We start from the raw sequence: 25,587 nt of genomic DNA on the forward strand, positions 1-25,587 counted from the left end.
AAAATGTGGATGAAACTTGATCAAGCCGACGTTGTTATTATCAATACTCTTCAAGAGAATGCTCGAACAAGCTTGGAACAATTGGCTCATATAACGGGTCTGTCGTCAGCCACTGTTCAAAGGCGAGTAAAAGCGCTTCGGGACACAGGCGTCATTGTTCGCGAAATAGCCGTAGTCGACCCTATAAAGGTTGGTCAAAGCATGAGCTTCGTTATTCTTGTCGAATTGGAAAGAGAACGGCGAGATCAAATTGACATATTTGTGCGCCGAGCAGTGAATGAGCCGCTTGTTCAACAGTGTTACTATGTAACTGGTGACGCAGACTTTTGCCTCATTTGTACGGCGAAAGACATGGACGAATTTGAAGAGATGACCCAGCGCTTGTTCTTTGAAGATACGAATGTGCGGCGCTTTCGAACCTCCGTGGTCATGGGTCGGAAAAAGGTAGGGTTAGGAGTGCCCTTGTAATGCAAGAACATCGCCAACTTATATTGACGTATTGGGTGTGTAGGCTTCGACCTGCAACGTGAACCCAATCGTGAGAAAAAATGGCTCCATGATATTGACAGCGATATCAGTTTTTCTGCGATGGCAGCTTAGAAGATGAACGCCACGTCGAACGCCAAAGCTCGTATCGCGGGTTAATGCAATTTGCGGTCCGGCGAAATTGTCGTTTCTAACAATGGCCAGATTCGATCAAAACGCTGTAGTGGATCAAACTCAGGATCGACTTGAGCCAAAACGATCAGTCCTTCCAGTGTAGCCAGAAGAAAGTCGGCCAAAACGTCGACGGCGTTGTTCTTTAACTCTCCAGCCTGGATGCCTTTTGTGATCAGTAGGACTAGTTCTTTGCGACTTAGAGCGATAATTTCCGCAAACTTTTCTTTGGATGCCTCTTGTTGTAAGAACTCAATCCAAACACGTTCCATATTCCCTTGCTCAATAGACATCACAAGCAATAGCCTGACCCTACTTCGTATAGCGTCAATTATTGAGGTGCACTCGGGTTGTAGGTGCTCCCAACGGGCCGCAAACTCAGCCTCATGTGCGTCAAGAAGCGCAAGCAATATTTCGTCTTTTGACTTGAAGAACCTGTAGATCGATCCTTTTGACAAACCGGCTCGGGATGCGATCTTTTCGATGGTAGCGCCTGCATATCCTTCTTTTGCAAAGCAGATGCGAGACGATTCAAGCAAGTCTTTTGTGCGTCGCTCTGGACTAGCGTGCGATGAGCCCTTGATTTTCCTTTTTGGTGACAACGCGGAGCTCCTCTATAAAGTGACCAAAAGTTCAGTATTGATATTGACTTTAGATTCGCTTACATCAACAGGCAAGAGTGGCAGCGATTATGCTGATGTATTTGTACGGTATTATGCGAACTATTCCTGAAGCGAAATCATAGTTCGCATTGCAAATTCCAGTTCAAGTTCAAAAGCCTGCCAATAGGCGAAGATGGAATTCGATTTGTTGAAAAAAGGGCTATTTGTATGAAGTCTTTTCTCCTTGTGTTCACTTTTGGTATTGCAGGCATAGATCCAATGGGCCTAACTCTACTGCTTGCAGGAATAGCGTCTGGGGTGAAAAAGCGGCAGGTCGCAGCGTTCGGGTTGGCAACTTTTTTTGGAACCATCTTGCTTGGTGTGTTGTTTTCCCTGTTTGGAGGACAAATCACCGACTGGATTAGGCCACTCGTCCCTCAAGCCAACGACCCGAGTTGGGCTATGGCGGAAATTGCCGTCGCCCTGCTGATTGGTTATTGGTTGTTCACGCACATCACAGCGCGGAGTCGGACGCACGACAATACCGAAGGCCGCGAATCTGGGCGCCCCAGTTCAGTTTTTGGCATGGCTGTATCGGGTTTCGCGTTCAGTCTATCAGCTGTGCCAGATCCGGCATTCCTCGCGACTGCGGTAATTGCAAGCCAGACTTCCAGTCTCCCAAAGATGATCATTATGCACTCAATTTGGGTGTTGGTAAGTCAAATCCTTTTGTTCGCATTTATTGCGGCGTACCTTCTTGATGCACACGAACCACTAAAAGACTTTGTGCGACCGATTTGGGAGAGTGTGAAGCGTCCCGTGATCGGTGCCCTTTATGTCGGGATAGGTGCTCTATGTTTTGGTATGGCAATAGATGCAATCGCACTATTCGCGACCGGCGAATATTTGGTGCGACTATAATGGATAGGGTTTCTCACTGCCGCTCAACTAGTATTATGTGGATCTAGATGGACTAAAACCATCAAAGACAAGGACGAGACCTTACAACATAAGTGAATTGATCTCTGAAATGGCCGTATGTGAAACGTTCGAGATCGCGAGGTTTGTTGGTTTTAATCGTTACGTACAACTTTGTTGTTAATGGGCCCAGGTTCGCATGTCGGCGTGCAATTAGGAATCAACTGTGGGCAAAATTATACTTTTACCAGCCAATTAACGTGGTTGTTTTGGCCATCGCCTCCAGATAATGATCTTCTGCGGCGTGGTTCTGAAAGAGCCCTCCAAATACAGACTACTATGTAAAACGCACGGACCATTTGATCGTTGAGCTTTAACAAATTTTCGTGCCTTACTGTCTGTAGAGCCTGCATAGGAAAACAACATGAAACGCCAAGTAGTAGTACCCCAAGAACTTAAATCTTATTACGTTGACTGGAAAATGTCGCCGGGTATGGTTTCCGGGCAGCATGTTTTTTTCTCAGGCTTTACCGGAGCAAGTGCTGACGGCAGTCTTTCCAGCGACCCTGAGATTCAGATGAAAAACGCCTTTGAAAAGATTGGTTTCGTTCTGCGTGACGCAAATTTGGATTTCAGTTCGGTATCGTGTTTCGCACGGACCAAATGTTCCACTTTTGCCAAGAATTCGCTAGATGTTGCCCGACAGTTCTGCCCTGTGGGATTTGATACGTAGCTTTATGAACTCAATAAACTCCTTAATGCGTTTGGTTTTGCGCGTTTCGTCAAGTGTTAATAGCCAAATGGTTCCATAGTACTCCACTGAGCTCCCCCACAACCTTTCGAGTTGGGGATCGCTGTCGCCGACAAAGCAGGGTAAGATCGTCACTCCAAGCCCCGCTCTTGCAGCCGCTACCTGCGACGAGAGTTCGTCCACCAACACTGGTGGCTTGTTCTTGCCTAATTGAATGGCTGCGGCCCAACTGGGCAACTCGCCGTCTTCTTTCTTTTTGATCCAACGAACATCATCATATTCACAAATCAATAGTGATTTGGCGACATATACGCCCCGGTAGACGTCTTCCAACCGTGACCCAATGAGGTGTTGTGGCAAGCTCATTTGGTCGTAGACCAGCCTTATGGCGACATCGGCCTGCCGAGTCGTCAAATTCACTGCTCGATAGGAAGTGTTCACCTGCATTTCTATAGCAGGATGTAGTTTTGTGAAATCTGCTAGATCAGGCATCAAAAGATCTGTCGCCAGCGATGGCGGCAATGCAATGCGCAATGATCCTGACAAACTTTGATCGCGCGCAAAAACGCGCGACTGAAGTTGAGAAGAGATGCTTTCCATAGTTCCAGAAAGTTCGAAGATTTCTTCACCGGCGCCAGTAAGAGCGTATCCGGACGGAAGTTTTTCAAACAGCCGCGCGCCAAGTTGCGCCTCCAATTGGGATATTCGACGTAGTACTGTTGAGTGAGTTACACGGAGGGCCAGTGCAGCGCCGCGAACGGAGCCAGAGCGGGCAACCGCCAAGAAGAATCTAATGTTGTCCCAGTTTTCCATTGGTCGTTATTTGCACCACCGTTGCTGAAGTTTCATGAATAGAAGGCGTTCAAACATGGGCCTAAGTTCTAGCCAGTCGCACTGACCTTATGTTTGTGCACCACGATAAGGAACATTCAATGCTAGAACTCTACACAGATGCCACGCCAAACGGCTTGAAAATATCCATCGCTCTAGAAGAGATGGGGTTGGACTATAAAACACACCAAGTGTTTCTGGGCGGGGAGCAGCAGACAGCTGAATTTACTGCGCTCAATCCTAACCAGAAAATACCGGTTCTTGTCGACGACGACTTGGTGGTCACTGAGTCGGGGGCCATTTTGCTCTATTTGGCAGAAAAAACCGGCAAGTTCTTGCCACTCGATCCTGCAAAACGGGTTGCCACTATTGAAGCGCTGATGTTCCAAATGGGTTCACTTGGTCCGATGTTCGGCCAATATATTGTTTTCGCTGCAGCTTGGGGAAACAAGTTTCCGGACGTAACTGGCCGTTACTACACCGAAGTCAGCCGCATTATGGGTGTTTTGAACACGCGCCTCGAAGGTCAAAATTACTTGGCCGGCGACGAATTTACAATTGCGGACATGGCGGTTGCTCCATGGATTCGGTTGTGTGAAATCCACCCGGCCTGCAAAAACTTGCCGTTAGATGCGAATACCAATCTAAAGAACTGGTGGCATCGTGTTGCGGCTCGTCCTGCAACACAAAAAGGAATTGCAAATCCGACACCATTCGCCGACGATAAGCAGTTCGAAGGATTTGTGAAGGCAGTTGTTGGGCTCGGTGATCTCCATAAATAGTTCATTCTTTTAGATCTGTCACGTTGATCCAAAGGCTAGTTAGTTAATATAGGCCTTTGGATCAGTTTTTGAGCGAACACAGCGTGAGCCATTATGTGAAATAGTTCTGCACTTACCTCTCAGGCTTATTGCTTTACATTTCCAAATCCGAGAAATGTAGAATAAATCCGTCAGGGTCTCTGAGCACAAACTCGGTAGCCCCATTGTAGTCGGTAACGCCCAATGGCTTTAGAAGCTTGCATTGGATGGATGCACGTTCAAAGTACTTTTTGACGTTTGGGGTATTAATCCACAACGTTAAGGCGCCACCAGATTGTTGATCCGCCAATTGAGGAAATTCGGCTGTTAAAGAGGGTTTGGATTGAAACATAATCTTGATCCCATCTAGTTCCACCAACGCCCAGACAGGGCTCTCTTCGGGCATTTTGCTCAGGACGGAAAATCCCAAATTCTGATAAAACGTGAGCGTTTGCTCCATATCTTGTACCATCAAGTTTGGAAATAAGCGGTTCATGTATTGCCCTTCCGGCACCAGCATACGATTGTTGATCTGCTGTCTCTTTGGTGACGATATTGCCACCAAAGAGACATAGGATGGGTTCTAAACGTGCACAAGGCTATATACGCCGAAGCCAGTCAGCCAGTCCTTGACCTATCACATGTGGATGGTCTTCTTGGATGAAGTGCATGCCAGCACCAACAAAACGAGTTTCAAGTTGCTTAACGTTTGCCTTCATATAGTCAACCACCGGACCTATGACTAGCGCGCCTGGGTCTGCGTAGAACAACAGTTTTGGGATTTCGTTTGAATATAACCATTCACCATTCAGCGTAATCTCGTTGGTCGTATGCTCGGGTACACCGCCAATTGGGATTTCACGCGGCCATTGTAGGGTTGGCAAGCGACTTTTTGGTGTTGGATAAGGCGCGCGATAGGCTGCCATTTCTTCTTCGCTCATTGTGCGCATTACGCCCAACTCGGGGAGAACATTCTCGACGAATAGATTGTTTTCCAGAATCATCTGTTCGCCAACACCTGGGGTGCGTAGTGTTCTGAAAAACTCGCCATTTTCAGCGCCCAGAGCTTCATAGTTGGGAGCAGGAAGTCCCGGCGGCACAATAGCCTCCATATACGCCATGGCTGTAACGTTGCCCGGATTTAAGCGCGCATAACGCATGCCCAAAGCCGATCCCCAGTCATGGATAACTAAGATCACGTCCTTTAGGCCGAGCGCCGCAATAAAGGCGTCAAGGTATTTGGCGTGGTCAGCAAAAGTGTAAGGGATATCTGGCTTGTCACTGTCGCCCATACCGATTAGGTCAGGAGCAATGGCGCGGTAACTATCTGTGACATATGGAATAATGTTGCGCCACAGATAGGATGATGTCGGATTGCCGTGAAGAAACAACACAGGTTGGCCTTCGCCTTCATCCACATAGGACATCCGCGAGCCTTCGACAGAAATGCTCTTCTTTTCGAATGGAAAGTCGCCGGATATTTTTACGCCGTAGGGCGAAGTTTCACCTGCATGTGCCGCTTGTGCGAACATGCCCGTAGACACTGCCAACAATGGAAGCGTAACCGATGAACCAAGCAATGCTCGGCGGGTCATGCCCCGGGAAGGTAGTTGATTTTTCTTCGTGAACATAATTTCTCCGTTTACCTGGGATCGTTGATAGGGGTTATTAGAAGGCGCGATTTCCGCGACATGTTGATTGATAATTGGCTAATGCTGGAGCTTGAAAATTGTGCGGTGAGGCTGACTCACCTGTAAGAAGTTTTCCGTTTCCGCCGGTCCGCCCCATTGAAACTTTTGTCATCATGCGTTTCCTTAATTCAAGCTTCACATTCAGGCCTGTGTGCTTCTCTTTCACGAATATGTCCGGTGCATGTTTCGAATGGAACTCTTGATTCTTGCGTTTCGGTGGTGCTAAAATGCACCATGACTGATTGGGACGATTTAAGATTTTTCTTGGCAGTTGCCAAAAAAGGGTCAATTCGTGGAGCCGCGGGGTTATTGAGTGTGAACCACTCAACGGTTTCCCGCCGGATTGATGCATTCGAGAAAAAGTTAGGTTCGCGCATTTTTGAGCGAATGCCTTCGGGGTACTTCTTGACCGCTACTGGCGAGGAGATGATTAGGTCTGCAGAAAGGATTGAATCTGAGGTTGATGCGGTTAACCGTCGTGTTGCTGGACGAGATACAAAGCTTCATGGCCTGTTGCGCGTAACAGTCTTTGATTCACTTGTACAAAAACTTCTGATGCCCGAATTTGTTGCCTTCACTCAAGCGTTTCCAGCGATTGAGTTGGAGTTGATCGTTTCACACTCAATGGCGAATTTGACGAGGAGGGAGGCAGATGTCGCAATACGAATTTCCAATGATCCACCAGATAGTTTGGTGGGAAGGCGTCTCGTAAAATATGCAACTTCGACTTACGCTTCGGCAGAATATCTCGCTACACATGACCTGAAGAACAATCCTGAAGCTGCAAGCTGGATTGGTTGGGATGATCAAACGCCTGACCCACAATGGGTGCGCGAAAGTGATTTTCCTGCCGTGCCCGTTCGGCACAAAATTTTTCACCCTTTGAGCCAAATGGAGGCCGCCAAATTGGGTTTAGGATTGACCATGCTTCCGTGTTTTTTGGGTGACACGGAACCAGCGTTGCAACGCGTGCCGCAAGCTTCTGTTACACCAAGTCGTGAAATTTGGATCTTAACTCACGAAGACTTGCGTCAAACCGCTCGAGTTCTGCAATTCACCGATTTCATTGCAAAGGGCATGCAATCCAAAAAAAACCTCCTCGAAGGAAGATGCCCACGATAGTGTGGCATCTGATGCTAGTTGAAGGCCCCAGCAATTAGGTAAATCCCAATTGACAATAGCAGCAACATGGTCGCATTGCGGAAGCTACTTTCTTTCAGGTAGGCACGCATTTTTTGTCCGGTGATCATGCCCAATATTACAGGGATAAGGGCGAAGAAAGATGTTGTCGCGTTCGAGGGTGAGATTAAGCCTGTTCCGCCTAAAGCAATTACGAGCGTCAATGTCGACAATGTGAAAAGAATGCCCATCGCTTGTACCAGTTCTTCGCGGCTAAGATCAATTGATTGCAGGTACATCACGCCGGGGACAACATATGATCCGGTCATCCCAGTCAGTACGCCGTTTGCTAATCCCATACATGGTCCCATCCACCGTTCTGTGTCGGACCGAACAGAAGTTTTAGAGCCCGTGAGACTGGATACAGAGTAAATGGCCAGAGCAAAACCTAAGATTCCTGAAAGTATGCTGAGGTTGACGCTGGAAAGCACTATTGTTCCAAGCCACACTGTAGATATAGAGGCTAAGTAAAATGGCCATAGCCGTTGGCCTAATTTAAGCAACGAGCGGCCATCAATTGCTTGCCACAAGTTGGAAGCCAATGAGGGTAGCAATGATATGGCAATTGCTTGATCCAGACCGACCCAGGAAGTCAATATAGCAACAGAGATGGTGGGGAGCCCAATGCCGGTTATACCTTTAATAAAACCGGCACCCAAAAACACGACGCATATTAGCGTAAGTTCTATCATACACTTGCAGCGCTCGTGTGATGGCGATCGTTACGCCATTGAGTTGTTGCATATTCAGCAACAGCGCTATTCAGTCGGAAATTGTTCATGAGATGGCTTTCGTCTTGAATTTATATTAGCGCTAATGTATATCGAGATTATGACCCAGTCAAACAACACAGGACTTGGCGAGCTCTTGCGCCATCTTACCGATTTGCTCGATCGGGGTTCTTTGGACGCCTACAATAATGAGGGCTTAGATTTTAGGCCTCGGTATACTCCTATTATGCGCGTCCTTAATGAGGAGCCCATGTCCGTTTCCGATCTATGCGCTCAGTTGCACATTACTCAAGGTGCGGTAAGTCAAGCCGTCAAGCTAATGGAGCAGGATGGTCTCGTAGCACGAGTGCCGACAACAGACAGCCGCTCTCGCAGCGTCGTATTAACAAACAAGGGCAAGAATCTCCGTTCGAAGTTGATCGAACAATGGCGTCGACGTACTGATGCAATTTGGGAACTCGAACAAGAGATCCAAGCACCACTTCGAACTATCTTGGAAGATGCAATTGAGGCACTGGAAGATCGAGGTTTTGCAGATCGGTTGTCTCAAAAATATCGTGGAGACGAATGATGGTTGAAAAAGTGGGGCAAGACAAAAACCACTTCCTTAAAGGTGGGGCGTTGTATTCAACCAGTCGACCTACCTATCCCGAGGCGCTTGCGGACGTGTTGATGGCAAGTTGTGTTGAGCGGGGCCACGCTTTAGACGTTGGTTGTGGTAGCGGTCAGCTATCTGTCTTATTGGGAGATAGATTTCAAAAAGTGACTGCCACTGATCCTAGTCAAACTCAGTTGGATTCTGCTGTTTCTCACGCCACCGTAACCTACAAAATGGAGCCTGCTGAACAAATAAGTCTACCCAACAATTCTGTGGATTTGATCTCGGCCGCACAAGCCGCGCATTGGTTCGACCTTGATTTGTTTTACAATGAAGTGCGTCGGATCGCGCGACCTAATGCTGTTATTGCGTTGGTGACTTATGGTGTTCCAACAATGAAAGGAGATATTGGGCGACTTTTCGAAAAATTCTACTGGCAAGATATCCATTCATTCTGGCCCGATGGACGTCAACATGTTGAAAATGGGTACAAAAATCTTGCATTTCCATTCGTTGAAAGAGAAATGCCTGAATTGTCGATTTCACGACAATGGTCGCTAAATCAGCTCATTGCTTATATTTACACGTGGTCTGCCATGCGTCGTGCGCGCGATGCCGGAAACGGAAGGATAATTGATGAGTTTATTAGAGAGGCCAGACGATGTTGGCCCGACGAAGAGAGCCGAAAAAGTGTAGTGTGGCCGGTGATGGGGCGACTTGGAGCGCTCTAATTCTTGCCCCAACACCCGCAATTATTCTTCCACCAGTCTGTGGACCTTGGCGTCAGTTAATGACTGAGAAATATATGATTAGCCTTGACCCCCGAAGTAGAAGAAAAGGTAATAGCTTACATGACTAAAGAAACAGGTTTTCTTCCTTCTGAAAATGAATTGGGCGTCTTAATGGACGATCTAAGTTCAATTCTCGGTAGTTTGTTCATTCCGACCACCCCCATGCCTGTCCGGATTGAAGACTTTCCCCCAGTGCCTTTGGATGGGATTGGCGCCAAGGGACTTTCAGTCCTTTGGCGCCAGATATTGCGAAATTCTACGCGGCTAGATTCTCCGCAAATGTCAGGGCACATGGATACGGCCCCACATCCATTCGCAGTTATGACTCAGACATTGGTGTCTGCCCTCAATCAAAACATGTTGTTTCGCGAGTTGTCACCTTTGGCCAGTTTGGTCGAAGAGGACTTAATTGATTTGTTTAAAACACATTTAAAACTGGGACCAGATTGGGATGGGACGTGGGCGAGTGGTGGATCAATTGCCAACCTAACGGCACTGTTTTGCGCTATCGGAGGTTACCGTGGAACGATTGACAGGGGTAATGTCCATATGTTTTTCCCAGAGTCTGGTCACGCGTCCTTAAAAAAGGCGGCACTAATTCTTGGTGTCCCCGTCGGTCAAGTTCATTTTGTCAAGTGTGATGATGCTGGTCGGATTGACGTTGACGAGTTATCTGCTGCTTTAAAAAAGGCTCCCCGGCAAGCACACAATGTCGTAACAAGTGTGTTAGGGACAACCATTCATGGGTCCATTGACCGTATAGAAGAAATTGCGAAAATCTGCAGCAAATATGGTGCTTGGCACCACGTGGATGCCATTTATGGTGGCGCATTGATGTTTAGCAAAACACATGACCATTTTTTAGCTGGTCTCTCCTCAGCCGATTCAATTGTTATCGGCCCGCAGAAGTGGATGTATGTGCCAAGAGTATCCGCCGCTGTGCTGGTATCTGGGCGAAAACGCTTTGACGAAAATCTAGGCGTGGTAATGCCTTATTCCATATCCGGAGAAGTTCATCGAGGTGTCTGGGGTGTGCAAGGCAGCCGTCCTGCCGATGCGATGGTTTTATGGGCACTTTTACACGCCATAGGAACGAAAGCTGTTGGGGAACAAATTGATCGGTCGATTAAGTTAACACGCTCATTTTATGAAATTTTGAGCAACAGTTCTATTTTGTCGCCAACTCATGTTCCGGGCCTCAACTTGCAGGTTATACGGCCGAACACGACCAAACGAGACACGATTGAAATTCAACAAAGGCTGAAAGACGATGGTAGCCTTTGGGCGAGTGTATCGCAGTGGCGAGATGAAAAACTGTTGCGGACTGTTTTGCTCTCTCCAAAACTCAACGAGGATAGTCTCAATGACTTTGTGGTTTCTCTAGAGAGGGCGGCATCTTGAACCAAGTGCTTGGCTATTCAGACAACTTCTTATTTGCTTGGATGCGTTGAGACTTGAAACTTACAAGTTAGGTGCATTTTTTACTTCAAAAATCGAAACATTGGATAGTCTTGTGAAGACAATCGGAATACTCGGAGGCATGTCAGCAGCCTCTACACAGACCTATTACCGCGAACTTTGTAACTTGACACGCAACCAGCTTGGTGGGTTGCATTCACCAGAACTCCTGATCCGCTCTCTTGATTTCGCCCAAATTGAAGCTTTGCAAATGGACGGCGATTGGGATGCAGCAGGTGCCATCCTGAATTCCGAGGCCAAAGCCCTGCAAAATGGCGGAGCCAGCTTTATTCTCCTGGCAACCAACACCATGCACAAACTCACGGACCAAATGATGCAAGACGTTGATGTTCCTTTGCTTCATATCGCCGACGCGACCGCTGATGCGATCAATTCGGCGGGGTTAAAAGCGCCGGGTCTCATGGCCACCGCTTTCACGATGGAGCAATCTTTCTATACCGACAGACTGATCGCGGCGGGGTTGAAACCCGTCGTTCCGCAAGACGACGACCGCGCCGAAACGCACCGGATCATTTACGAAGAGCTTTGCAAAGATATTACAACCAACGAAAGCGAAGCGACCTATATCAGCATTGCCGGGCGATTGTTGGAAACAGGTGCCGATTGCCTGATATTGGGGTGTACCGAAGTTGGAATGCTTCTCAATCAGGGGAACGTGGATGTTCCAGTGTTTGACACAACTCTAATCCATTGTGAGGCCGCCTTGAAAATGGCACTCACGTAACTTGCGAGAAAGTAGAATCTGGTTTGTCTGCTAGGTTAGCCTTGTCCGCATGGTTGACCTTCATTAGTTGCTAGACTCGGATGTCCGCTATAGGACGGAAGTGTTGATAGTCTTCTAAAATCGAGTGTCGTAGTAGGGCTCAAAACTGACTTTGAACCAGCACATCCCCTCACCAAAACCGATGGGGCCGATAGGACCCCAACCATTTGTCGGTTTGCGCCGAGCTGCCATTGATCACTTCACTGGCAATTAGCTCACCCATCAAAGCGCCTAGGGTGATGCCGGAATGAAGCGTCGCCACATAAAGCCCGGGCCTAACAGCGCCAACGGCGGGCAAGCCATCCCCCGGCACTGGCCGATGGGCCAGAGTGGTTTGCGCCAATTCCAATTCAAGTGAAGGCAAAAGCGCGCGCAGTCGGTCCATTGCATCTTCGGCCAATTTGTCGGGCGCATCCGATATTTCAGTTGAACTATCGCCTTGATGGCCAACGGCGGCGGGCATCAAAATTGACCCGTTGGGCAATTGGCGCACTTCGCCAATTTCTGACACCAGCACATGTTTGATGGCGGGAGCAACGGACCTTGTCTTGATCACCAAGGCGGGACGCTGCAGCATTGGAATATCAATGTTCAACGTGGTGGCCAATTGCTGCGTTGCCGTGCCAGCACACAGCACAACTTCGTCTGCCATGAGGCGGCCAACCGGCGTTTGCACCCCAACCACACGCTCGCCCTTTGTTTCAAAGCCTTGCACCTGAACACCGCTGATCAGCTTTGCCCCGTTTTCAATGGCGGCGTTTAACAAGGTTTGCGCAAGTTGCGGACTTTCGGCGGCGGCTTCACCAGCAAAATACAAGCAACGCTTTGGTGGGTTCGCCACTTGGGGCTCACGACGCTTGAAGTCTTGCCGATCAATTTCTTGCACATCATAGCCCAAATCTTTGAGCTCACTCATCTGCGCTTCAAATGCGTCGCCTACATTTTCCCAACAAAGGCAGCCCGACCAATCAACCGGAATGCGCAGCTCTTTTTGCAAGCGCTTAAACGCCTTGATGCCTTCAAGCCGCAACTCAAAATGGTTCTTATTGGCGAAAAAGCTGGCATTGATCCAACCAAATGAAGCAGCAGTTGCATTTGCCCCGCCTGCATCAATGATGGTCACATGCGCGCCGCCTTTCTGCAATTGATAGGCGGCGGACGCACCAATAATACCTGCGCCAACAACGATTATGTTCGCCATTCTGATCGCCCCCAAATCAATATCCCTCAACCCCATATAAAGCGGGATAGCTGATGGCGACAAGTCTCATTCCTTGCAGCGGAATTGATGCCATTCAATGGCGCACATAAAACAAGCGCAACGAAAGGAAATGCGATGAACATCTCTAGATTTTACATTCTGCTTGCGCTGTTGGGGCTTGTTCTGCCTTGGGCGCAATATATGCCATTCGTCCAAACTCACGGGGTAAACTTGCCGCTATTTATAAGCCAAGTCTTTGCCAATGGCCCCGCCACAGGCTTCGCGCTTGATGTGTTGTGGGCAACGTTGGTGTTTTGGATTTGGAGCTATTTCGATGCGCGCCAAAACAATGTGCCCCATTGGTGGGCCGCTTTGCTGGCCGGGGCATGCCTTGGGCTTTCAGTGGCGTTGCCGCTTTATCTCGCCATCAAGACTTCGCAAGCGCCGCAGCGCGCCGCCGCCAACGCACCAGCGCAATAATCGCCCAAATCCCTTCGGCAATTAGAAACGGCACCGACCAAATCAGAAACGCATAAAAGGCCGCAAGCGCGCACCCGCCAGCAAATAGCAAAATGAACAGCGGGTGCCGCTCTTCAAGTGCATAGGCACCAACCATAATTATCACAGCGATCAGACCCAAATATTCAACCATCACGCCACCTGCTTTCTTTTTTGCTCAACATCAGGGCTGAGGTGAATGCCGGGCACGGTGCTAAGATGCGCAAACAGAACATTTTGCACGGCTTGTGCTTTCAAGCTGTCGCGCACCTGCTCATTGGTCACCAAAAACAATGGCGCAATATGCGGCCTGATGCCGGGCAAAACTTCCACCAATTTGCCCTCAGCAATTTGGTTCGCCACAAAGAACAGCGGCGAAATGGTAAAACCTAACCCCATCTCAATCGCATGGGCAAGCTTGGCTGCTGCGCCAAAAACCCGGGTTCAATATGAATGGTCAAATCCCCACCTGGCCCTTTACACAAAATGTCGCCAACCTTTCGATCTTCACGATATTGCACATAATTGAGGCGGCTCAGGTCGTCAGGGTGGTTGGGATAGCCTGCCTCAGCGAGATATCCGGGCGAAGCAACAAACACGCTTTCCACTTCGCCGATCCGCCGCACAATGCCGCCGCCATGTCCGGGCGAGCCGACGCGGATCGCAAAATCGATATTTTCAGCTTCAATATCCACCACCTCATCGGTGGAGATAAGTTCGGCACGCAATTTGGGATGCATCTTTTGCAATTCAAGCATTGCATTTCCAACATAGGATTGCGCGAGCGCCTGCACCGTGGTGACGCGCACCTTGCCCGAGATCACATTTTGCAGCCCATCCAATTGGGCCCGCGCACTTTCGAGTTCGCCAAGCATTCGCCGCCCATGTTCAAGAACCACCTCCCCCGCATTAGTTAGCGAGATGCCGCGATGCCCCCGCACGATCAGGGTGGCGCCAAAATGCGCTTCCAGTCCCGAAATGGTCTGGCTCATGGCAGGCTGGCTAACGCCAATCTGTGCCGCAGCTCCAGATAACGATCCGCGATCCGCAGCCGCCAATAGGCAGCGCATACCATTCAAAACATTCATAAGATATCCTTATGTCAACTATAAGGTTTCGGGCAGTTCAATTGCTCAGCTAGAAGTTTTACTTAACATCCCATCCAAAGACAACCCAACAAGGATGGTTCCAAAAATGACTGACACCCACAACGGCCCTCGCCTTTCTCGCCGTATGCTGCTTGGTGGCCTTGCTGCCGCACCGGTCGCAGCATTAGGCGCAACCAGTTTGGTCAGCGCCGCAAGCGCTCAAACTGCAACGCCTGAAATGCACCCCATGGCGGAATTCTCCCGCCGCACTATTGGTGACATTGAAGTGATCGCCCTGGCCGACGGCTATGCAACTTTGCCACTTAATTTTATGCCCGAGCTTGATCAAGCCAAGGCCGACAAAATCGCGACGCAAAACTACAAAACCCATAACCCGCAAGTCATGAACACCGCGATCAACGGCTTCATCATCCGCACAGCCGACCGCACCATTGCCGTGGACGCTGGCGCGCCGGGCTTCCTCGCCCCAACGGTCGGCGCATGGCACAATAGCTTAGCGATTGCTGGCATCGATTCGAACGAAATCGACACACTGTTCCTCACCCACGCACATGCAGATCATGTTGCAGCCATGACAGGGCAAAATGGAGAGCGACTATTCCCCAATGCTGGGTTGGTTTTGTCCGAAGCTGAATGGGCATTCGCCCACAATGATAGTTTTTTGGCTCAGATGCCTGAAGACTTTCAGCCGATGTTTCACTATGCGCGGGCACAATTATCGCCCTACGCCAATGGTCGCGACATGATATCGATGAGCAAAGAAACCGAAATTGCGCCGGGCGTCACCGCCGTGCCGATGCCCGGACATACGCCCGGTCATATGGGCTTGCGGATCACCAGCGGCAATCAGTCTTTGATGATTTGGGGCGATTTGGTGCACGCACCAGCCTACCAATTCGCCGAGCCTGATTGGGGCATCGTATTTGATGCCGATATGGAGCAAGCCAAACAAACCCGCGCTAAATTGCTCGATCAACTGAGCGCCGAGCGCACAATGGTTGCCGGCATGCATCTTGATTTCCCAGCCTTGGGTTATGTGGAGCGCGCAGCGGAAAACTATCGTTACCTCACGGCCCCACGCGACTACGGCGTGTAAGATTTGCAATCAATCTCGGACTTGGCGGCAAACTGCCAAGTCCACCCAATCACACCTTGCTCGCGACCATTTCTGCAAGCGAAGCCGTAAGTTCCTCGACATCGTGCGCTAATGGATCATCGATTGCATCTGCCAGCGACTGCATAAGCACCAGCCCCAAAGCATTGGTGTGCAACACAAAAGCGCGTCGTCGCGCCGCTTCCAATGTCAAACCCATCTCGGTTTGCAGGAAACTTGAAAGCACATCATAGATCCCGGACGTGACTTCATGCACTCGGCCTGCAAAACCCTCGTCCAACAATTTGCTCTTTATGCCCTTTTGCGCTTCGAGCTGAGGCGCCAAATACATTGAACGAAATCGGTCCAAATCACTCAAATGGAAGTTGATGATCGCGCGCGAAAAGGCAGCTGCCGCATTTTCTCCAGATGACAGGCTTTGCAGACACTGAATTGCAGCCGCAGCCTCAGCTTCAATATGCGGCAAAAACATAGCTTCAAGCAATTTCGGCTTGCTCGAAAAATAGTAGATTATGGCCTGTTTGGTGACGCCCATATCTTTAGCAACCGCTTCAAAAGTAAGCGCGGCCACCCCTTGTTGCTTCACAATGTTAGAAGCAACTTCAACGATCTTGTCTCGCTTATTCGGTTTCCTCATCAAAGCTCCCGTCACCTATCGCCACGCCAGATTGCTATTGCCTATTGACTTTTTACCAATGGTAAGTTTTTATCTTACCAACGGTAAAATAATGATGTGGGAGAAAATTGCAATGGCAGACATTATAAAAGTGTTCGGCTTTGCGCCCGATTGGGGCTTGCCCACCACTGGCCCATTTGCGCTGAAATTGCTCACCTGGATGCAAGCCCACAATATTCGGTACGAATTTCATACTGAAATGAACTCGGGTAAGGGTCCAAAAGGCAAAAGCCCATGGGTAAAGATTGGCGACAAAATCATAGCAGATAGCAACGTTATTATCGCGCACTTGGCAAAAACCCATCACATCGATTTGTCCCGCGACATGGGCCGACCGCAAGTTGCGAATGCCTATGCCCTGCAAGTGGCGTTTGAAGAACGCATGCATCAAATTCTTGAGTGGGAGCTTTTTTGCACGAATGAAGGGTTGCGCTTTATACGCCAAGCGATCAAAGACACCAGCCCGCCAATTCTTGACGCCTTGATCTACAAAGTCGTCGTGCGCAACTTCCAAAAGCAACTTTATGCGCGAGGCATTTCAAGGCATGACAATGCCAAAATATTCGAACTTGGCGAAGAATTGGTCTTGGCACTGGAGACTTTTTTAATCGAAGGAGGCTTTGCGCGGACTGACGACAAACCGTCAATTGCCGAGGTTGGCGTTTATGGCCAAGCTGGTCTGATGGCCCATTGGCCGATGCAAACACCGGTTGCGAACCGAATAAAAAAATCGAAACCCATAAAGGCTTGGGTGCAGGATATTGGAGCGCATTTTCTTGCACCCACTACGTCCCCTTCACAAACCGCAGATCCAGTTGAGTTTGCACAACCAATGTCCAGCGCGGCAGGAGAATAGGTCACGATGAGAGGCGTGTCTTTTTGGTTTTTCTTTTCGGCCATTTGCTATTTGATTGTCGGCATTGCCCTTGGCGGCTACATGGCTGGGTCAAAGGACTTTGTTCTAGCGCCGGTGCATGGCCACCTTAATCTGGTGGGCTGGGTCAGCTTCGCGCTGTTTGGGCTTTACTACCGAGTAGAACCATTGGTTGCAAACTCACCCCTAGCGATCACCCATTTCGTTGTCGCTTCATTTGGCTTGTGGCTTTTGGTCCCTGGCATCGCAATGTTTGAACTGGGCATTACAGAAAGCGTGGCGGCATTAGGTGGTGTAATCACCCTTGTGGCGATTTTCCTATTTGCCTTTATCGTGGTGAAATATCGCGCTGTCTAAGGCGCACAAAATTCGCGCAGCTTGCATCCACCTTTTTCCCGCGCAATAATTTCTCCTAAGGGACAGAAACGGGAGATGAAGATGGCGCTGTCGGCAAAGGCAAAAGAAATTCTTGATGTGCTCGACATGGACAACCCAAAAATGGGCGACATCAAAAAGCTCGCGGCCAAAATCAAAAAAGATCATGAGCTGGCATTGGAGCTTTGGCACACCGGTGAATTCACGCCGCGCTTGCTGGCAGTTTTGATCATGGACAAGTCCACATTGGACCAAACAACAATCGAAGCCTTTGTCGCAGATATGGCCTCGCACGAAGAAGCCAACCGCAATCGCTTGTCGGAATGGTTCATGGCCAACCAGCTGATGAAGTCCAAAAAAACAGCCGCGCTCATTGAAACTTGGGCCAATCACAAGTCACCCACATTGCGACGGCTATTCTGGTATCACCAAGCTCGATTGCGCTGGACGGGCCAAAAATCCCCCGAAAACACCGAAATACTCGTATCTGAGATAAAAACCAACTTGGCGTCCGAAGACCCCGAAGTACAGTGGGCGATGAATTTCACCGCCGGTTGGATTGGCGTTCATGATCCACAATATCGCAAGGAGCTTATTGATCTAGGTGAAGAAGTTGGCCTTTATGCCGACGAGCCGATGGTGCGCGGCTGTACGCCCAATTATTTACCTGGATTTATCGAAGTTGAAGTTGCGAAACGAGCAAAGTAACGAACACTTCTTCATAACCAACATGTGCCCAACTCCCGAAAAAGGAATTGAGCACATGCTGATCGTTGAAGTTAAAGGATGATTATTGAGCCGCTTCTTTTACCGAAGCGTTCGGGTCAATCACCAAACCCTCATTCGTTGCGCTGACATGCACAGACTGCCCGTCAACAATTTCGCCGGCCAGCACTTTCTCGGCCAACTCATCTTGCAACGCACGTTGGATCACACGCTTTAGCGGCCTTGCGCCATAAGCAGGGTCATAGCCCTCATTTGCCAACCATTCGCGGGCCACATCATCAAGCTCAAGCGTGATGTCGCGATCCACTAACAATTTGCGCAAATAGCCCAGCTGAATATCGACAATCGCACCCATATCGGACCGCGCCAAACGGTGGAACAACAAGATCTCATCCACACGGTTCAAGAACTCAGGTCTGAAATTCGCCCGCACAGTGTCGAGCACTTTGCCGCGAACCAATTCAACCGATTCGCCTTCTTTTTGCTCAACCAAATATTCAGCACCAAGGTTTGACGTCATAATGATCAGCGTATTGCGGAAATCGACCGTGCGGCCTTGCCCGTCAGTTAGGCGACCATCATCAAGCACTTGCAACAGCACGTTGAAAACGTCCGGGTGCGCTTTTTCGATCTCATCGAATAACACAACTTGATAGGGCCGGCGGCGAACCGCTTCAGTCAAAACGCCACCTTCATCATAGCCAACATAGCCTGGAGGCGCGCCAATCAGACGAGCAACCGAGTGCTTTTCCATGAATTCTGACATGTCCATGCGCACCATCGCGGTGTCATCGTCGAACAAGAATTGCGCCAACGCTTTGGTCAGTTCTGTTTTGCCCACGCCAGTTGGCCCAAGGAAAATGAAAGAGCCCATCGGCCTGTTCGGATCTTGCAATCCAGCGCGCGAGCGCCGTACCGCTTTAGAAACCGCTTCGACTGCCTCGGCTTGTCCAACAACACGTTTGGCCAACTCATCTTCCATGCGCAACAGCTTGTCGCGCTCGCCTTCTAGCATTTTGTCGACAGGTACGCCCGTCCAGCGCGACACCACTTGCGCAATGTGCGATGGGGACACCACTTCTTCCACCATGCTGGCGGTCTCAGCAGCGTCGTCTTTGCCTTCAGCGGCCTGAATTTTGCGCTCAAGCTCAGGGATCAACCCATAAGCCAACTCGCCAGCTTTGGCCAAGTCGCCTTGCCGTTGCGCATTTTCAAGATCGGTTCGCGCCTGATCCAGGTGCTCTTTAAGCTTCTGCTCGGCACCCAAACGATCTTTTTCGGCAACCCAACGCTGATTCAACGCATCGGCTTGTTCTTCCAAATCTGAAAGCTCTGCTTCTAACTTTTCAAGCCGGGACTTTGATGCATCATCGGTCTCTTTTTTAAGCGCTTCACGCTCAATCTTGAGCTGAATTATGCGACGATCCAATTCGTCCAATTCTTCCGGCTTACTATCCACCTGCATCCGCAACCGCGCAGAGGCCTCATCCATCAAATCGATGGCCTTATCTGGCAAGAACCGATCCGTGATGTAGCGGTTCGACAATGTCGCAGCGGATACCAATGCGCTATCAGAAATCCGAACCCCGTGGTGAAGCTCGTATTTTTCCTTTAGCCCACGCAAAATCGAAACCGTGTCTTCAACTGTTGGTTCAGAAACAAATACCGGTTGGAAACGACGGGCCAAGGCCGCATCTTTTTCAACATGCTTTTGATACTCATCAAGCGTTGTTGCGCCCACACAGTGCAACTCACCGCGCGCCAGAGCCGGCTTTAGAAGGTTTGAAGCATCCATTGCCCCATCAGATTTGCCCGCGCCAACCAGCGTGTGCATCTCATCAATGAACAGGATGATATTGCCTTCAGCAGCGGTGACTTCGTTCAAAACCGCTTTCAAACGTTCTTCAAACTCACCGCGATATTTTGCACCCGCAATCAGCGCGCCCATATCCAGCGCCAGCAATGATTTGCCTTTGATCGATTCGGGTACGTCGCCATTGACGATTCGCAGAGCCAAGCCCTCGGCAATCGCTGTTTTACCAACACCTGGCTCACCAATAAGCACGGGGTTGTTTTTTGTGCGACGCGACAAAACCTGAATGGCGCGGCGAATTTCTTCATCACGGCCAATCACTGGGTCCAACTTGCCTTCGCGGGCAACTTCGGTGAGGTCGCGGGCATATTTTTTCAAAGCATCATAGCTTTCTTCGGCGCTTTGCGAATCGGCGGTACGGCCTTTGCGCAACTCGTTGATTGCATCGTTCAAACCATTGGCGGTAACGCCAGCCGCAGCAAGCAATTTGCCCGCATCGCTGTCTTTTTCAATGACAAGTGCAAGCAGCAAGCGCTCAACGGTCACATACGAATCGCCGGCCTTGTCTGCAGCTTTTTCAGCTGTTTCAAAAACACGTGCCATTTCGCGGCCCAAATAGAGCTGCCCATTGCCGCCAGAAACACTTGCGATTTTCTTTAGTCCCGCCTCGACACTGGCGCGCAAGGCTTTTGAATTGCCGCCGGCGCGGTCAACAAGACCAGAGGCCATGCCTTGGTCGTCATCCAAAAGGACTTTTAGAAGATGAATGGGGGCAAACTGCTGGTGCCCAGCTGATAGGGCGCCGCTTTGTGCGGACTGGATGAAACCGCGCGCACGTTCGGTATATTTTTCAATATTCACGTTTCAACTCTCCATTTTCGGCCCGTTTTCATCTGCCCAATTCTGGCACAGACATGAAACGTCTCGAAGCGTTGTTATCACTTTTGGAGTTGGTCCGCATTGCGCGGAATCAAAACCCAAAAGCATACTCATTGTTGGATGCCCTGTTCAGGCACATCCTTCGCCAACTGATATGGGGAGTTTTTTGCGGACGAAAAGGGGGAAAACGAAAAAATTCAAAAGAAATGGATGAAGCCGCCAAGCGCTGCCATAATCAAGCCCATGCGCATGACCCATGCTGCAATTAGCTGCTGCAAAAATCCTTTATCGCCTGGTTGGAGCTGTTCCCAATTGCCCAATACCGGCACTTTTGAAGCCCCATCGCGAAAGCCGCCGCCAATCATGTGCGCCGCGCCCCCAGCCAACGTCACGATCCAACCAAGCATGAAAATGGAAAAGGCATGCGTTTCCAACGCAGCATTTATTGATTCTAGCATTTTCAGTTGCCTCTTCTTGCTGAAGACCAATTTAACACCAAAAGGAGAGAGATAACAATGTTTGGCAATTTCTATATGGTGCGTTAAATATATGCCAATCATGATGACCATGGATATCGGACGCGAAACAATGACAGATCCAAAGACTGTAAGGCAAAGAAAAGCGAAACAGGTCGCGATTCTCGCCTATGATCAGCTTTGCACGTTCGAATTTGGATTAAGCGTTGAGATTTTTGCCACCGAACGTCCCGAAATTGAAAACTGGTACAAGTGCAAAACCATAGCCGCAGAACCCGGCCCCTTGCGCGCAGCCGGAGGTTTACTTGTTCACTGCGATTCGCAACTTACCGATTTGCGCAAAGCCGACCTAATTGTCATTCCCGGATGGCCAACGGAGAAACCGCCAAGTGCAAAATTGCTGTCCCAATTGCGAATAGCCCATCAAAATGGCGCACAATTCATGGCGATCTGTTCTGGCATTTTTCTACTCGCCGCCTTGGATTTGTTGGAAGGCAAAACCATCACCACCCATTGGCGCTATATCGACAAGCTGAAAGAACGCGCTCCAAACGCAAATGTGGAGGAAAACGTGCTTTATTGCACGGACGGCGACATCCTAAGTTCTGCCGGATCCGCTGCCGGCATTGATTTGGCGCTGCATGTCATCCGGCAAGACCTGGGCACAAAGGCCGCCAATATCGTTGCACAACGTTTGGTCCTGCCCGCCCACCGCGAAGGGGGACAAAAGCAATTTGTGCCCCGCCCCGTGCAACAAAACACCAAAGGACCATTGTCGAACTTGCTCGACCATGTGCGCAGCAAGCTTGATCAAGACTGGACAGTAAAACAACTGGCCGCAAAATCAGCCATGTCAGAGCGAACGCTGATCAGACGGTTCCAAGAATCCGTAGGGCAAAGCCCCGGGCAATGGCTCACCTCCGAACGCATCTATCTCGCGCGCGAATTATTGGAGCAAAATCAATTGAGCATTGACCTGATCGCGCAGCATACAGGGTTTAATACACCGGAGACTTTGCGTCATCATTTTCGCAAGAAGCTAAAAGTGTCCCCCAGCGATTATCGTCGCCAGTTTAACGCGGGAAAAGTTGCATAAAAAAAGGCCGGCAAATGCCGACCCTTTGAAACATGTTAGCGCAAAAACATTGCCGCTATTCAGCAGCTTCTTTTGCTGAATTGTCGTCATCTTTGCTGCCAGCAGGCTCATCATCATTTTTTGCCTCAACCTTTGGCAATTCCGCATCACCCAAATTCATGGATGGCTGCGGTGCTTCGGCCAGCTCTGCATTTTCAGTAGGCTTGCGACGCGGACGGCGTGCCCGAGGCGCACGACGTGGACGAGGTGTTTCTTCCTCACCAGACTTTGCTTCAGCTTTTTCAGCCATCGCTTCAGGTGATTCAGCTTCTGCTGCATCGCTAGCATCATCGGCCTTCGCTGAATCCGCATCTGCTTGCTGATTCTCGCCCGGATTTTGCTCTTGGCGTTCAGCTTGCGCGCGTTCCCGTTCTTCTTGACGCGCTTGGCTTTGCGCCTGCGCTGCCGAGATAATTCGGAAATAATGCTCCGCGTGCTGGAAATAGTTCTCAGCCATCACGCTGTCACCAGAAGCCTGCGCATCCCGTGCCAACTGCACATATTTTTCCGCAATTGTCGCTGGGTTGCCGCGCACCTTAACGTCAGGGCCGTTACTTTCGTAACTGCGTGACAATGGATTGACATTCTTGCGACCGCCGCCGCCGTTACCACGGCCACGTGAGCGATTATTTTTTTGTCCAGGTCTCATAGAAGTCTCATGTGATGACTACAAATTGTTCTTAACTCTTATTGGCAGCGTGAAATCGCCCACATCAAATCAAAATGTGTCGCAGTCCAAATTCCGGCCAAGCGCTTCCCTTTAAGAAGTCCGCCTGCTGTCAGTGCTGAAATGGATGCTGCAATATGCCTGCTGTCCGGCGTGCGCACGATCTACCAATCAAAGAAGCTTCTCAATCGTAAATTCGCGATCAGATGACTCGCACCTGATAATTTAACACGCAAAGTGAACCTATATGGTTCGCCCCTATTTTCCAAGAAAAAAATTTTAGTTCTCTTAACGCTTGAAAATTAACTGATTTTAGCGCTGTGCAAGGACCGCACGGTCATGCCCGGATAGGTCGGATAGTTTGGCAATTTCGCCGAATCCATTGTCATGCAAAAGCTGAGAAACCGCTTCGGCTTGGGTGTAGCCGATCTCAAATATCAACCACCCATCGCCCGCCAAAAACTCATTTGCCCTCTCAATGATTGCTTTGTAGGCAGCCAATCCACCTTCTTCTGCAAACAAGGCCATCTGTGGATCAAACCCCAACGCCTCGGCGTTCATCTCATCGCGCTCATCAACGCCGATATAGGGCGGGTTGGAAATGATTAGATCAAACTTTTGCGCTGGGACCGGATCAAACCAACTACCATGCAACAGGGTCAACCGATCTTGCACACCGTGCCGCTCTGCATTTTGTTGCGCGCATTCCAATGCACCTTTGGACAAGTCCACGGCCACGCCGCTGGCATCTGGATATTCAAGCAGCAAGGTAATCGCAATTGCCCCTGTACCTGTTCCCAAATCAAGAACCCGGCCATCACGCGAAAAGCGCTCAAGCGCCACATCAACAATCAACTCAGTTTCAGGACGTGGCACCAACGTTTCTTTGTTCAGTACAAAATTGTGCCCGTAAAATTCCTTCTCGCCCAGAATGCGCGCGACCGGCTCGCCTTTTAGGCGACGCTCGCCCATCGCATCGAACGCTGTCGAAACACTTTCAGGGATCTGGTCCTTATCGGCACTGATTAACTGCGCCGCGTCCATTTTTGCCGCCGCCAGCAACAAATAGCGCGCATCAAGTCCCGCTGTAACCAGTTCAGCTGCTTCAAATTTCTTACGCCAGAAAACTAGCCGCTCTTGATATGTTGGCACGTCTTCTTAAACGTCCTCATCCAAAGCAGCCAATTGCGCCGCTTGATTTTCAGTGATTAGCGCATCAAAAACCTCATCCAAGCCTTCACCAGCAATCAGCTTATCCAGCTTGTAGAGTGTGAGGTTAATGCGGTGATCCGTCATCCGACCTTGTGGGAAATTGTAGGTGCGAATACGCTCAGAGCGATCTCCCGATCCCACTTGATCACGTCGCGCATCTGCCCGTTCACTATCACGCTTTTGGCGCTGCTCTTCATAAAGCCGCGCACGCAGAACCTTCATCGCGTTGGCGCGGTTTTGGTGCTGCGATTTTTCAGACGAAATCACCACAATTCCCGTTGGAATATGGGTAATGCGCACAGCACTATCCGTGGTGTTAACGTGCTGGCCACCTGCGCCAGAGGCGCGCATTGTATCGATCCGGATGTCTTCATTGCGCACTTCAATGTCGATATCCTCAACTTCCGGCAGCACCGCAACTGTCGCAGCTGATGTGTGAATACGACCACTAGATTCTGTATCTGGCACCCGTTGCACGCGGTGCACACCGGACTCATATTTCATCCGCGCGTAAACGCCATTGCCCTTAATCGAAGCAACAATTTCTTTGTAGCCGCCCATATCGCCATCGGCCTGTTCCATGATGGTCATTTTCCATCCAGCCAATTCAGCGTGGCGCTGATACATGCGGAACAAATCGCCAGCAAAAAGCGCAGCTTCATCGCCGCCAGTTCCCGCACGAACTTCCAAAATCGCACTTTTGTCGTCTGCATCATCTTTGGGCAGCAACAACAAACGGATTTCTTGCGTGTACTCTTCGATCTTTTCTTTCAGCTCGTCCCGCTCGAGCTCCGCCAACTCGATCAATTCTTTGTCGCCCGATGCAATCATCTCTTCCGCATCGGCAAGACCTGACACGGCGGCCTTATATTCGCGGATTTTTTCAACGACCGGCTGTAGATCTGAATGTTCTTTTGACAATCTTACAATGGTTTCAGGATCAGGGGCTTGCGCCATTTGATCCTCAATCGCTTGATAGCGTTTGTCCATTGCATCCAACTTGTCCGTCGGTAGTTTTGCCATAAAGCGGCACCTTCTTCG

At 49.8% G+C, this 25,587-nt stretch carries 30 protein-coding genes; 15 read left to right on the forward strand and 15 right to left on the reverse strand.

Features of this window, described 5'->3' with window-relative positions; genetic code table 11:
- The first annotated feature begins 9 nt into the window (after positions 1–9).
- Positions 10–468: an Lrp/AsnC family transcriptional regulator gene (locus QQL65_RS03465; RefSeq protein WP_284362085.1), complete on the forward strand. Its 459-nt coding sequence runs from the start codon at positions 10–12 to the stop codon at positions 466–468.
- A 173-nt stretch (positions 469–641) separates the two neighbouring features.
- On the opposite strand, the gene QQL65_RS03470 is transcribed toward QQL65_RS03465, so the two are convergent.
- Complete coding sequence (locus tag QQL65_RS03470) at positions 642–1,259, reverse strand: TetR/AcrR family transcriptional regulator (protein ID WP_284362087.1); 618 nt, start codon at positions 1,257–1,259, stop codon at positions 642–644.
- Positions 1,260–1,487: 228 nt separating this feature from the next.
- Between QQL65_RS03470 and QQL65_RS03475 the strand changes: the two genes are divergently transcribed.
- Positions 1,488–2,180 carry a hypothetical protein gene (locus QQL65_RS03475; protein ID WP_284362088.1) on the forward strand — a complete coding sequence of 231 codons (693 nt, stop codon included), beginning with the start codon at positions 1,488–1,490 and terminating at the stop codon, positions 2,178–2,180.
- Between the two features lie 421 nt (positions 2,181–2,601).
- Positions 2,602–2,910: a RidA family protein gene (locus QQL65_RS03480; RefSeq protein ID WP_284362089.1), complete on the forward strand. Its 309-nt coding sequence runs from the start codon at positions 2,602–2,604 to the stop codon at positions 2,908–2,910.
- Here the strand turns inward: QQL65_RS03480 and QQL65_RS03485 are convergent.
- The gene (locus QQL65_RS03485) at positions 2,866–3,741 is read right to left on the reverse strand and encodes a LysR family transcriptional regulator (RefSeq protein WP_284362091.1); all 876 of its coding nucleotides are present in this window, start codon (positions 3,739–3,741) and stop codon (positions 2,866–2,868) included. The two genes, QQL65_RS03480 and QQL65_RS03485, sit on opposite strands and share 45 nt — an antisense overlap.
- 119 nt (positions 3,742–3,860) lie before the next feature.
- On the opposite strand from QQL65_RS03485, the gene QQL65_RS03490 reads away from it, so the two are divergent.
- Positions 3,861–4,541, forward strand: a complete 681-nt coding sequence (locus QQL65_RS03490; RefSeq protein ID WP_284362093.1) for a glutathione S-transferase family protein — start codon at positions 3,861–3,863, stop codon at positions 4,539–4,541.
- A 133-nt stretch (positions 4,542–4,674) separates the two neighbouring features.
- On the opposite strand, the gene QQL65_RS03495 is transcribed toward QQL65_RS03490, so the two are convergent.
- Both QQL65_RS03495 and QQL65_RS03500 read right to left on the reverse strand, forming a co-directional pair.
- On the reverse strand, positions 4,675–5,055 hold the full coding sequence (locus QQL65_RS03495; RefSeq protein ID WP_284362094.1) for a VOC family protein: 381 nt from the start codon (positions 5,053–5,055) through the stop codon (positions 4,675–4,677).
- Between the two features lie 103 nt (positions 5,056–5,158).
- Positions 5,159–6,190 (reverse strand): haloalkane dehalogenase, encoded by a 1,032-nt coding sequence (locus QQL65_RS03500; protein WP_284362095.1) that lies wholly within the window; start codon positions 6,188–6,190, stop codon positions 5,159–5,161.
- Positions 6,191–6,484: 294 nt separating this feature from the next.
- On the opposite strand from QQL65_RS03500, the gene QQL65_RS03505 reads away from it, so the two are divergent.
- Positions 6,485–7,372 carry a LysR family transcriptional regulator gene (locus QQL65_RS03505; RefSeq protein WP_284362096.1) on the forward strand — a complete coding sequence of 296 codons (888 nt, stop codon included), beginning with the start codon at positions 6,485–6,487 and terminating at the stop codon, positions 7,370–7,372.
- 14 nt (positions 7,373–7,386) lie between these two features.
- Here QQL65_RS03505 and QQL65_RS03510 read toward each other — a convergent pair whose 3' ends face one another.
- Positions 7,387–8,121 (reverse strand): sulfite exporter TauE/SafE family protein, encoded by a 735-nt coding sequence (locus tag QQL65_RS03510; RefSeq protein WP_284362097.1) that lies wholly within the window; start codon positions 8,119–8,121, stop codon positions 7,387–7,389.
- Positions 8,122–8,260: 139 nt separating this feature from the next.
- On the opposite strand from QQL65_RS03510, the gene QQL65_RS03515 reads away from it, so the two are divergent.
- From QQL65_RS03515 to QQL65_RS03530, 4 genes are all read left to right on the forward strand, one after another.
- Positions 8,261–8,731 (forward strand): MarR family winged helix-turn-helix transcriptional regulator, encoded by a 471-nt coding sequence (locus QQL65_RS03515; protein WP_284366204.1) that lies wholly within the window; start codon positions 8,261–8,263, stop codon positions 8,729–8,731.
- Positions 8,728–9,489 carry a class I SAM-dependent methyltransferase gene (locus QQL65_RS03520; RefSeq protein ID WP_284362098.1) on the forward strand — a complete coding sequence of 254 codons (762 nt, stop codon included), beginning with the start codon at positions 8,728–8,730 and terminating at the stop codon, positions 9,487–9,489. The genes QQL65_RS03515 and QQL65_RS03520 overlap by 4 nt, the downstream gene beginning before the upstream one ends.
- 120 nt (positions 9,490–9,609) lie before the next feature.
- Complete coding sequence (locus tag QQL65_RS03525) at positions 9,610–10,950, forward strand: pyridoxal phosphate-dependent decarboxylase family protein (protein WP_284362100.1); 1,341 nt, start codon at positions 9,610–9,612, stop codon at positions 10,948–10,950.
- Positions 10,951–11,062: 112 nt separating this feature from the next.
- Positions 11,063–11,752 carry an aspartate/glutamate racemase family protein gene (locus tag QQL65_RS03530; protein WP_284362101.1) on the forward strand — a complete coding sequence of 230 codons (690 nt, stop codon included), beginning with the start codon at positions 11,063–11,065 and terminating at the stop codon, positions 11,750–11,752.
- A gap of 169 nt (positions 11,753–11,921) precedes the next feature.
- Here the strand turns inward: QQL65_RS03530 and QQL65_RS03535 are convergent, their stop codons facing one another.
- Positions 11,922–12,992 carry an NAD(P)/FAD-dependent oxidoreductase gene (locus QQL65_RS03535; RefSeq protein WP_284362102.1) on the reverse strand — a complete coding sequence of 357 codons (1,071 nt, stop codon included), beginning with the start codon at positions 12,990–12,992 and terminating at the stop codon, positions 11,922–11,924.
- Between the two features lie 135 nt (positions 12,993–13,127).
- Between QQL65_RS03535 and QQL65_RS03540 the strand changes: the two genes are divergently transcribed.
- On the forward strand, positions 13,128–13,472 hold the full coding sequence (locus tag QQL65_RS03540) for a DUF2834 domain-containing protein (RefSeq protein WP_284362104.1): 345 nt from the start codon (positions 13,128–13,130) through the stop codon (positions 13,470–13,472).
- Here QQL65_RS03540 and QQL65_RS03545 read toward each other — a convergent pair.
- From QQL65_RS03545 to QQL65_RS03555, 3 genes are read right to left on the reverse strand one after another with little or no spacing between them, the layout of a single operon-like run.
- Positions 13,420–13,644, reverse strand: coding sequence for a hypothetical protein (locus QQL65_RS03545; RefSeq protein ID WP_284362105.1), 225 nt, complete (start codon positions 13,642–13,644; stop codon positions 13,420–13,422). The two genes, QQL65_RS03540 and QQL65_RS03545, sit on opposite strands and share 53 nt — an antisense overlap.
- The gene (locus QQL65_RS03550) at positions 13,644–13,889 is read right to left on the reverse strand and encodes a hypothetical protein (RefSeq protein WP_284362106.1); all 246 of its coding nucleotides are present in this window, start codon (positions 13,887–13,889) and stop codon (positions 13,644–13,646) included. The genes QQL65_RS03545 and QQL65_RS03550 overlap by 1 nt, the downstream gene beginning before the upstream one ends.
- The gene (locus tag QQL65_RS03555; protein ID WP_284362108.1) at positions 13,880–14,578 is read right to left on the reverse strand and encodes a LysR family transcriptional regulator; all 699 of its coding nucleotides are present in this window, start codon (positions 14,576–14,578) and stop codon (positions 13,880–13,882) included. The genes QQL65_RS03550 and QQL65_RS03555 overlap by 10 nt, the downstream gene beginning before the upstream one ends.
- 106 nt (positions 14,579–14,684) lie before the next feature.
- On the opposite strand from QQL65_RS03555, the gene QQL65_RS03560 reads away from it, so the two are divergent.
- On the forward strand, positions 14,685–15,695 hold the full coding sequence (locus tag QQL65_RS03560) for an MBL fold metallo-hydrolase (RefSeq protein ID WP_284362109.1): 1,011 nt from the start codon (positions 14,685–14,687) through the stop codon (positions 15,693–15,695).
- A 49-nt stretch (positions 15,696–15,744) separates the two neighbouring features.
- Here QQL65_RS03560 and QQL65_RS03565 read toward each other — a convergent pair whose 3' ends face one another.
- Entirely contained in the window at positions 15,745–16,350 is a 606-nt protein-coding gene (locus QQL65_RS03565) for a TetR/AcrR family transcriptional regulator (protein WP_284362110.1), read from the reverse strand.
- 112 nt (positions 16,351–16,462) lie between these two features.
- On the opposite strand from QQL65_RS03565, the gene QQL65_RS03570 reads away from it, so the two are divergent.
- From QQL65_RS03570 to QQL65_RS03580, 3 genes are all read left to right on the forward strand, one after another.
- Positions 16,463–17,245, forward strand: coding sequence for a Tom37 metaxin N-terminal-like domain-containing protein (locus QQL65_RS03570; RefSeq protein ID WP_284362112.1), 783 nt, complete (start codon positions 16,463–16,465; stop codon positions 17,243–17,245).
- A gap of 6 nt (positions 17,246–17,251) precedes the next feature.
- Entirely contained in the window at positions 17,252–17,620 is a 369-nt protein-coding gene (locus QQL65_RS03575; RefSeq protein WP_284362113.1) for a hypothetical protein, read from the forward strand.
- An 81-nt stretch (positions 17,621–17,701) separates the two neighbouring features.
- Positions 17,702–18,346 carry a DNA alkylation repair protein gene (locus tag QQL65_RS03580; protein ID WP_284362115.1) on the forward strand — a complete coding sequence of 215 codons (645 nt, stop codon included), beginning with the start codon at positions 17,702–17,704 and terminating at the stop codon, positions 18,344–18,346.
- A gap of 82 nt (positions 18,347–18,428) precedes the next feature.
- Here the strand turns inward: QQL65_RS03580 and clpB are convergent, their stop codons facing one another.
- Together clpB and QQL65_RS03590 are read right to left on the reverse strand one after the other, a co-directional pair.
- Positions 18,429–21,038 carry an ATP-dependent chaperone ClpB gene (gene clpB / locus QQL65_RS03585; protein ID WP_284362116.1) on the reverse strand — a complete coding sequence of 870 codons (2,610 nt, stop codon included), beginning with the start codon at positions 21,036–21,038 and terminating at the stop codon, positions 18,429–18,431.
- 215 nt (positions 21,039–21,253) lie between these two features.
- A complete protein-coding gene (locus QQL65_RS03590) occupies positions 21,254–21,514 on the reverse strand; it encodes a hypothetical protein (RefSeq protein ID WP_284362117.1) in 261 nt (86 codons plus the stop codon).
- A 91-nt stretch (positions 21,515–21,605) separates the two neighbouring features.
- Between QQL65_RS03590 and ftrA the strand changes: the two genes are divergently transcribed.
- Positions 21,606–22,628 (forward strand): transcriptional regulator FtrA, encoded by a 1,023-nt coding sequence (gene ftrA, locus QQL65_RS03595; RefSeq protein WP_284362118.1) that lies wholly within the window; start codon positions 21,606–21,608, stop codon positions 22,626–22,628.
- 55 nt (positions 22,629–22,683) lie between these two features.
- Here the strand turns inward: ftrA and QQL65_RS03600 are convergent, their stop codons facing one another.
- The 3 genes from QQL65_RS03600 to prfA form a co-directional block, all read right to left on the reverse strand.
- The gene (locus QQL65_RS03600) at positions 22,684–23,316 is read right to left on the reverse strand and encodes a DUF4167 domain-containing protein (RefSeq protein WP_284362119.1); all 633 of its coding nucleotides are present in this window, start codon (positions 23,314–23,316) and stop codon (positions 22,684–22,686) included.
- Between the two features lie 330 nt (positions 23,317–23,646).
- Entirely contained in the window at positions 23,647–24,486 is an 840-nt protein-coding gene (gene prmC, locus QQL65_RS03605) for a peptide chain release factor N(5)-glutamine methyltransferase (protein WP_284362120.1), read from the reverse strand.
- Between the two features lie 6 nt (positions 24,487–24,492).
- Positions 24,493–25,569, reverse strand: coding sequence for a peptide chain release factor 1 (gene prfA, locus QQL65_RS03610; RefSeq protein WP_284362122.1), 1,077 nt, complete (start codon positions 25,567–25,569; stop codon positions 24,493–24,495).
- Positions 25,570–25,587: the final 18 nt, after the last annotated feature.

The organism is Maritalea porphyrae, assembly GCF_030159895.1.
GTDB classification, from domain to species: domain Bacteria; phylum Pseudomonadota; class Alphaproteobacteria; order Rhizobiales; family Devosiaceae; genus Maritalea; species Maritalea porphyrae.